Consider the following 211-nt stretch of genomic DNA (forward strand, 5'->3'; position numbering starts at 1 on the left):
GCCGACACCACCGGCGACGGCAGGCTCGACATCGTCGGCTGCCACGACGACGGCCTCTGGGTCTCCCTCCAGGACGAGGAAGGGAAGTTCGCGCCGCTCTCCGACGAACCCGCCCTCCGGGCGTTCGGCCACAGCGAGGAGGCCGGCGGCTGGCTGGTCGACAAGCACCCCCGCTTCCTCGCCGACACCACCGGCGACGGCAGGCTCGACA

General features: G+C 72.5%; 1 protein-coding gene. It reads left to right on the top strand.

The window, feature by feature from the left end; translation table 11 throughout:
• Positions 1-211, top strand: a 211-nt coding sequence (locus tag Q0994_RS34090; RefSeq protein WP_299542664.1) for a VCBS repeat-containing protein, incomplete at both ends; no start/stop codon positions are given.

Source organism: uncultured Streptomyces sp. (assembly GCF_947488945.1).
In the GTDB taxonomy this organism is placed as follows: domain Bacteria; phylum Actinomycetota; class Actinomycetes; order Streptomycetales; family Streptomycetaceae; genus Streptomyces.